This window comes from Streptomyces albidochromogenes (assembly GCF_005981925.1).
GTDB lineage: Bacteria > Actinomycetota > Actinomycetes > Streptomycetales > Streptomycetaceae > Streptomyces > Streptomyces albidochromogenes.
The window spans coordinates 1-7,203 of sequence record NZ_VBVX01000317.1 but is presented as its reverse complement, the minus strand read 5'-3'; the positions used below and the strand labels follow the sequence as shown (position 1 = coordinate 7,203).

Genomic DNA, 7,203 nt, shown 5'->3' with positions numbered 1-7,203 from the left:
TGAAGAGCTGCCCGCAGGTATCGACCGCGATCTGTTCCGCGGTCCGCTTACCCACGAGTCGCCCGACGAGCGGGCGGCACGCCTGGACGTGGCACGTGAGGTCATCGCCGACCTGGTCGCCCAGGGGCGCCCCCTCCGTGCGGCCCGCCTCCCGGCAGATGTCGAGGGCCTGGTCCCGCAGGCAGTGCCCCTCGTCGAGCAGCAGCAGATGCAGCTCCTTGAGCGCGTCGCGCGGGATGTCCTCCCGCCCGCCGAGCCAGTGCTCGCGAGGCGTCACCAGGACGAAGTCCTCGTCGAACAGGGGCAGTTCGGTCACCCCCGGCACTCCCAGCGGCACCGCGAGCAGCAGCAGGTCGAGCCGTCCCGCCGCCAGCCCCTCCAGCAGCGACGACGTCTGCTCCTCGTGCACCTGGAGGTCGAGGTCCGGGTACCGCTCGTGCACGAGCGTGAGCACGGTCGGCAGCAGGTACGGCGCCACCGTCGGGATCACCCCGAGCCGGAGCACCCCGGTGAAGGGCGCCCGTACCGCCGCGGCCTCCTCCATCAGCTCGCCCACCGCGTCCAGCACGGCCCTCGCCCGCACCGCGAGCCGCTCCCCCGCCGGAGACAGCAGCACCTTGCGCGTCGTACGCTCGACGAGTTGCACCCCCAGTGCGTCCTCCAGCGCGGAGACCGCCCCCGACAGAGCCGGCTGGCTCATGCCGATCGCGGCGGCCGCGTCCCTGAAGTGCAGATACTCCGCCACGGCGGCGAACGCCCGCAGCTGAGACAGGCTGGGCTGCTTGCCCCTGGCACCGCCCACGCCGGCGACGGGACTGACGCCGTTCCCCTTACTACTGGCCACTGATAACCACCTCCGATCGGATCAAGCCAGTCTAGCTATTTCTGCGATCAATGCTTCCTGTGTCACTGTGGGGATCCGTCCAACCCCCAGGAAACCCCTGAATCGGGATTTCCCTCTCTGCAAGGAGCGCGCGTGCTCACTGTTGGTGACCAGTTCCCCACGTACGACCTCACCGCCTGTGTCTCCCTCGAGGCCGGCAAGGAGTTCGAGCAGATCAACCACAAGTCCTACGAGGGCAAGTGGCGCGTCGTCTTCGCGTGGCCCAAGGACTTCACCTTCGTCTGCCCCACCGAGATCGCCGCCTTCGGCAAGCTGAACGACGAGTTCGCCGACCGCGACGCGCAGGTCCTCGGCTTCTCCGGTGACTCCGAGTTCGTGCACCACGCCTGGCGCAAGGACCACCCGGACCTGACCGACCTGCCGTTCCCGATGCTGGCCGACTCGAAGCACGAGCTCATGCGTGACCTCGGCATCGAGGGCGAGGACGGCTTCGCGCAGCGCGCCGTCTTCATCGTCGACCCGAACAACGAGATCCAGTTCACGATGGTGACCGCCGGTTCCGTGGGCCGTAACCCCAAGGAGGTCCTCCGGGTCCTCGACGCGCTCCAGACGGACGAGCTCTGCCCGTGCAACTGGACCAAGGGCGAGAACACCCTCGACCCGGTCGCGCTGCTCTCGGGCGAGTAAGAACCCCGAAGCACGCCCGCCCGTACGGACCACAGAACGGAACCGATCTGACATGGCACTCGACGAACTGAAGTCCGCCATACCGGACTACGCCAAGGACCTGCGCCTCAACCTGGGCTCGGTCATCGGCAACAGCGACCTGCCGCAGCAGCAGCTCTGGGGCACCGTCCTGGCCTGCGCGATCGCCTCGCGCTCGCCCAGGGTGCTGCGTGAGCTGGAGCCGGAGGCGAAGGCCAACCTCAAGCCCGAGGCGTACCAGGCCGCCAAGTCCGCCGCCGCGATCATGGCGATGAACAACGTCTTCTACCGCACGCGCCACCTGCTCTCCGACCCGGAGTACGGGACGCTGCGCGCCGGTCTGCGGATGAACGTCATCGGCAACCCGGGCGTCGAGAAGGTCGACTTCGAGCTGTGGTCCCTCGCGGTCTCCGCGATCAACGGCTGCGGCCAGTGCCTCGACTCGCACGAGCAGGTCCTGCGCAAGGCGGGTGTCGAGCGCGAGACCATCCAGGAAGCGGTCAAGATCGCATCGGTGATCCAGGCCGTCGGCGTGACCATCGACTCCGAAGCCCTGATGGCCGAGTAGTCAGCCGGTCGGCGCGACAGCTTCGCGTACGTGAGGGGCCCCGCGGACATCGTGTCCGCGGGGCCCCTTTCGCGTGCGTCAGACCTCGCCCTTGAACACGGCCATGAGCTCCCGCATGTCCTCCACCATGAGGGGCGGCATCGCCGACAGGTCCGTATCGGGCTCCGCCACGTCGCCCGACGCGTTCTCGAAGTAGTCCTCGTCGTAGCTGACCTCGGCGCTGACCGTGAGCGAGAACACCGCTCCCCCGTCCAGCACCCGCAGACGCGGGTCCTCGCCCTCCCCCGTCCCGGTCAGGAACGCCTTCTCGCCGAGCGCGGGGACTTCCTCCGGCCGGGGCGGCAGCCCGTCCAGCCAGCTGGGCTGTTCGACCAGTGCCTCGAACTCCGGCTCCGGATCGGTCTTCTTGTGCGTTTCAAGCACGAGCTCCACCCCGTACTGCACCGAGACCCCCTCCTCGGCGGGCTTCCCCCGGGGGACGAAGTGGAACCCGCAGGTGATCTTGTCCAGCGCGCTGTGCTCGTCGAGCATCTCCCCCGGGGCCTCGGACCGCTTCCCGAGTTCGGTCGACAGGGCACGCAGCTCGACCTTCGCGCACAGGTCCTCGGCCACGCGGTACCCGCGCAGGTCGACCGCGCCGGCCGCCGGACCGTACGCGTACAGAACGCCCGCCCACACCACCGACGCCGCCACCGCGCCGCCCAGGGCCCACCACCACGGCCTGGGGCCGGGCCGCCGCGGCGGGCGGGTCTCGCCCGTCGCGGTCTCCGGTTCCGGCCAGGCGGCGGAGTCCCCCACCATCTCCGGCTCGGAGATCATTCCTGTACCGCCGCCGCCTCGCCCTGCGCCGCGGCCGGTTGGGGCACCACCTCGGGTCCCGGCGCGGGAGCCGCGCGCAGGGCCGTCTCCATGCTGTACGCCCGCAGGTAGCCGACCACCGTGTTGGTCACCGCCACCAGCGGCACCGCGACCACCGCGCCGCCGATGCCGGCGACGAGGCCGCCCGCCGCGACCGCGAGGACGACGGCCAGCGGGTGCACCCGCACCGCGCGGCCGAGGATGAACGGCTGGAGCACATGGCCCTCGATCTGCTGGACGGCCAGCACGACGGCCAGGACCATCAGCGCCGTGAACACCCCCTGGGTCACCAGCGCCACGACGACCGCCAGCGCGCCCGACATGACCGCGCCGACCAGCGGGATGAACGCGAACAGGAAGATGAAGACGGCGAGCGGCACGGCCATCGGTACATCGAGGAACCAGATCCCCAGCCCGATGAATATCGCGTCGATCAGCGCGACTATCACCGTGCCCCGCACGTACGCGGTGAGCGTGCGCCACGCGCGCGGCCCCGCGCCCGCGACGCCGGGCCGGGCCTGCGCCGGGACCAGCCGCAGCGTCCAGTGCCAGATGCGCTTCCCGTCGTACAGCAGGAAGAGCGTCGAGAACATCGCGAGCAGGATCCCGGTCAGGACCTCCACCATCACCGTGACGCCCTGCAGACCCGCCGAGGTGATCTCCTCCGTGTTGGTGCCCACCGCGTCGCTGAGGTTCTTCGCGATGTCGTTGATCTGGTCCTCGGTGACATGGAACGGGCTGTTGAGCAGCCAGCGCTTCGTCTCCTCGATGCCGTCCTTGATGCGCTCGGAGAGGTTGTCGATGTTCTCCATGACCTGCCACACCACGAACCAGCCGACCAGGCCCATGATCACGAAGCCGAGGATCGCGGTGACGGCGGTGGCGAGCCCGCGCGGCAGCCCGATCCGCCGCAGCCGGGCGACGGTGGGCTGGAGCATCGCGGTGACGAGGAGCGCCGCGACGAAGGCGAGGACCACCAGCTGTACGGCGCTGATGACCTTCATCAGCACCCAGAGCGTGCCCGCCAGGACGAGCAGCCGCCAGCCGGCCTCCGCCGCGACGCGCATCCCCCACGGAACGGCGTCGACGGGCTCGGGTCTCGCGGCCACGGCGGGAGCGTAGGAGGGCGGTGCGGGGACGTGGTCGATGCCGCCGTCCGCCGCGCCCCGGACGCCCGGTCCGTCGGCGGACTCCGCCTCGGCCGCGGCACGGCGCTCGTTCAGCAGCTCTCCCATGCGGGTGAGCTTCGCGCCCGTACGGCTGAGCCATCCCGGCCCCGGCTGCGCCCCTGGCTGCTGTGTAGACATGTCGCTCTCTCTTCTCCCCGTCGCCCGCTCGCTCCCCCCGGGGAGACACCCGCCCCCGACGGTACACGCGCGGAGCCCCTCACCGTAGGACGGTGAGGGGCTCCGCGAGGTCGAACGACCCGCTGGGACCTAGTACCAGTGGTTGGCCTGCCAGAACGACCACGCGCCGCAGGGGCTGCCGTAGCGCTCGTCCATGTAGTTCAGGCCCCACTTGATCTGGGTGGCCGGGTTGGTCTGCCAGTCGGCGCCCGCGGACGACATCTTGGAGCCGGGCAGCGCCTGCACGAGGCCGTAGGCACCGGACGAAGGGTTCTGCGCCTGGTAGTTCCACGTGGACTCGTGGTTCACGATGTTGCTGAAGCACTGGAACTGGTCACCGGGGACCATCTGCCGCGCCATGGCCTGGACCTCGGCGACGGTGTACGAACCCTTGGCGGCGAAGCTGGAGGCGTCACGCGTCGCGGAGCGGCTGGCCGCGGCCTGCTTCTCCTCCTCGCGCTCCTTCGCCTCGGCTTCGGCCTTCGCCTTCGCCTTGGCCTCGGCGGCGGCCTCGGCCTTCGCCTCGGCGGCCTCCTTCTTGGACTTGGCGTCCTTGGCGGCCTGGAGACGGGCCGATTCCTCCGCGGACTTCTTCGCGGTCACGTCGGCGGCGTAGGCCTGCGCGTCGGCCTGCTGCGTCAGGGACGCGGTCTGCACCTGGGCCTGCTGGCCGGCAGGGATGTCTGCGAGGAGCGTCGTGTCGGCTGCGGTCGCCTCGAAGTTGTCGTTCGAGGGCTGAGTGTCGCCCGAGGCGACGCCCACAACGGCGCCGACAGTGGTGACCGCGGTAGCCGAAGCCACGGCGAATCCCCGGACCGAAATCCGGCTCACACGGTTTCCTTCCAGCAGTGCCCGCTCGGGTGACCTCGCGGACGCAATCGTGCCCCTGGCGCTGGCCTCCCCTGTCGCTAGATCACGGGAGGCGCGGACCCGGTGGGCAACTCCTTTGCGGGAGCGCCGCGTAGTAACTCGGGCGGCATACGGCGACGGCTGTTGAGTTGTGTGGTGCTGCATCCCTGAAGATGCGGGTGTGCCGTATGCGGGGCCTGACGGAAGCAAGACTCTGCCGGAACCAGACGCCGCGAAGCAATTCTTCGTTGCGTGGGAAAGCTCACACGCCGTTTACACCAGCAGTTTTACGGAAGATTGAGCGCAGCAGGACGCCGCCCGGCTAGGATCCTGCGTCCTGCCGGGCGGCGCCAACTCCCTTGTCCCCTTATGGGATCAGATGGGGGACCGGTATGGGGTCAGAGGTGTACGTCCTCCAGCATTTCGGTCACCAGCGCGGCGATCTGCGACCGCTCCGAGCGGGTGAGGGTGACATGGGCGAAGAGCGGATGGCCCTTCAACTTCTCGACGACGGCGACCACTCCGTCGTACCGGCCGACCCGCAGGTTGTCGCGCTGCGCCACGTCGTGGGTCAGCACCACCCGCGAATTCGCCCCGATCCTGGACAGAACGGTCAACAGGACGTTCCGTTCCAGCGACTGGGCCTCGTCCACGATCACGAACGCGTCGTGCAGCGAGCGGCCCCGGATGTGCGTGAGCGGCAGCACTTCGAGCATGCCGCGCCCCAGCACCTCCTCGATCACCTCGCGGCCCGCCACGGCCGAGAGCGTGTCGAAGACCGCCTGCGCCCAGGGGCTCATCTTCTCGGACTCGGACCCCGGCAGGTAGCCGAGCTCCTGGCCGCCGACCGCGTACAGCGGCCGGAAGACCATCACCTTCTTGTGCTGCCGGCGCTCCAGCACGGCCTCCAGGCCCGCGCACAGCGCCAGCGCCGACTTGCCGGTGCCGGCCCGGCCTCCCATCGAGACGATCCCGACGTCCGGGTCGAGGAGCAGATCCAGCGCTATCCGCTGCTCGGCACTGCGTCCGTGGATGCCGAAGGCCTCCCGGTCGCCGCGTACGAGCCTGATCGTCCCCTCGGCGGTGACCCGGCCCAGCGCCTTGCCGCGCTCGGACTGGATCACCAGGCCCGTATGCACGGGAAGGTCGGCGGCGGCCGGTTCGTACACCGTCTCCTCCGTGAAGAGCAGATCCACCTGCTCGGCACTGAGCGACAGTTCCGTCATCCCGGTCCAGCCGGAGTCGGTGATGGCGAGCTCGGCGCGGTACTCCTCGGCGAGCAGTCCGACCGAGGACGCCTTGATCCTCAGCGGCAGGTCTTTCGACACGACAGTGACGTCGAACCCTTCGGCCTGGAGGTTGCGCGCCACCGCCAGGATCCTTGAGTCGTTGTCCCCCAATCGATAGCCGGCCGGGAGCACGCCGGGATCGGAGTGGTTGAGCTCGACACGTACCGTTCCGCCCAGGTCGCCCACGGGAATGGGGGCATCGAGACGTCCGTACCGCACGCGGCAGTCGTCGAGCAGGCGCAGGGCCTGCCGGGCGAAGTAGCCGAGCTCCGGATGGTGCCTCTTGGCCTCCAACTCCGTGACCACGACGATCGGGAGCACGACCTCGTGCTCGTCGAACCGGGTCATGGCGTTCGGGTCGGCCAGCAGGACGCTGGTGTCGAGAACGTAAGTGCGCCTGTCGGGCATGCGGCGCTTTGTACTGGTCACCACGGAAGGACGTACCCCCTCGGCTGAGGTCGGGTGCGACGGCGTCGCGAGCGGTGGAACCGGACTCGGCCACGATGCGCGGGCCGAACTCCGGCCCTCCGCTTCGTCCACACTCAGCGCGTGGTCGTCCTGGTGCAACGGGCCTCCCGGGCGAGCGGACTTGCCGCTCACTGAGATACGGCGTCCGTGGACCGGACGTCGACCTGGAAGGGGTATTCCCTCGAACGCCCGCCGCCATGCCATGGCATATGACACGTCGTGAGGCGGAACTTCTCCGAGGGCCCGTGGTGTGCTCGCAAGGCGGGCGTTCGAGGG

General features: G+C 69.5%; 7 protein-coding genes. 2 read left to right on the top strand and 5 right to left on the bottom strand.

Going from position 1 to position 7,203, the window contains the following annotated elements; translation table 11 throughout:
* Positions 1–844: LysR substrate-binding domain-containing protein (locus tag E2E34_RS28590; RefSeq protein WP_439333694.1), on the bottom strand; the 844-nt coding region annotated here is incomplete at its 3' end.
* A 132-nt stretch (positions 845–976) separates the two neighbouring features.
* Here E2E34_RS28590 and E2E34_RS28585 point away from each other — a divergent pair.
* Positions 977–1,531, top strand: coding sequence for a peroxiredoxin (locus E2E34_RS28585; RefSeq protein WP_093799289.1), 555 nt, complete (start codon positions 977–979; stop codon positions 1,529–1,531).
* A gap of 52 nt (positions 1,532–1,583) precedes the next feature.
* Positions 1,584–2,117: an alkyl hydroperoxide reductase gene (locus E2E34_RS28580; RefSeq protein ID WP_138904780.1), complete on the top strand. Its 534-nt coding sequence runs from the start codon at positions 1,584–1,586 to the stop codon at positions 2,115–2,117.
* 78 nt (positions 2,118–2,195) lie between these two features.
* Here the strand turns inward: E2E34_RS28580 and E2E34_RS28575 are convergent, their stop codons facing one another.
* The 4 genes from E2E34_RS28575 to phoH2 form a co-directional block, all read right to left on the bottom strand.
* Positions 2,196–2,936, bottom strand: coding sequence for a hypothetical protein (locus E2E34_RS28575; RefSeq protein WP_138904779.1), 741 nt, complete (start codon positions 2,934–2,936; stop codon positions 2,196–2,198).
* Complete coding sequence (locus E2E34_RS28570; RefSeq protein WP_138904778.1) at positions 2,933–4,282, bottom strand: AI-2E family transporter; 1,350 nt, start codon at positions 4,280–4,282, stop codon at positions 2,933–2,935. The genes E2E34_RS28575 and E2E34_RS28570 overlap by 4 nt, the downstream gene beginning before the upstream one ends.
* Positions 4,283–4,411: 129 nt before the next feature.
* On the bottom strand, positions 4,412–5,152 hold the full coding sequence (locus E2E34_RS28565) for an aggregation-promoting factor C-terminal-like domain-containing protein (protein WP_138904777.1): 741 nt from the start codon (positions 5,150–5,152) through the stop codon (positions 4,412–4,414).
* Between the two features lie 416 nt (positions 5,153–5,568).
* Positions 5,569–6,891, bottom strand: a complete 1,323-nt coding sequence (gene phoH2, locus E2E34_RS28560) for an RNA 5'-3' helicase PhoH2 (protein ID WP_138904776.1) — start codon at positions 6,889–6,891, stop codon at positions 5,569–5,571.
* Positions 6,892–7,203 lie beyond the last annotated feature (312 nt).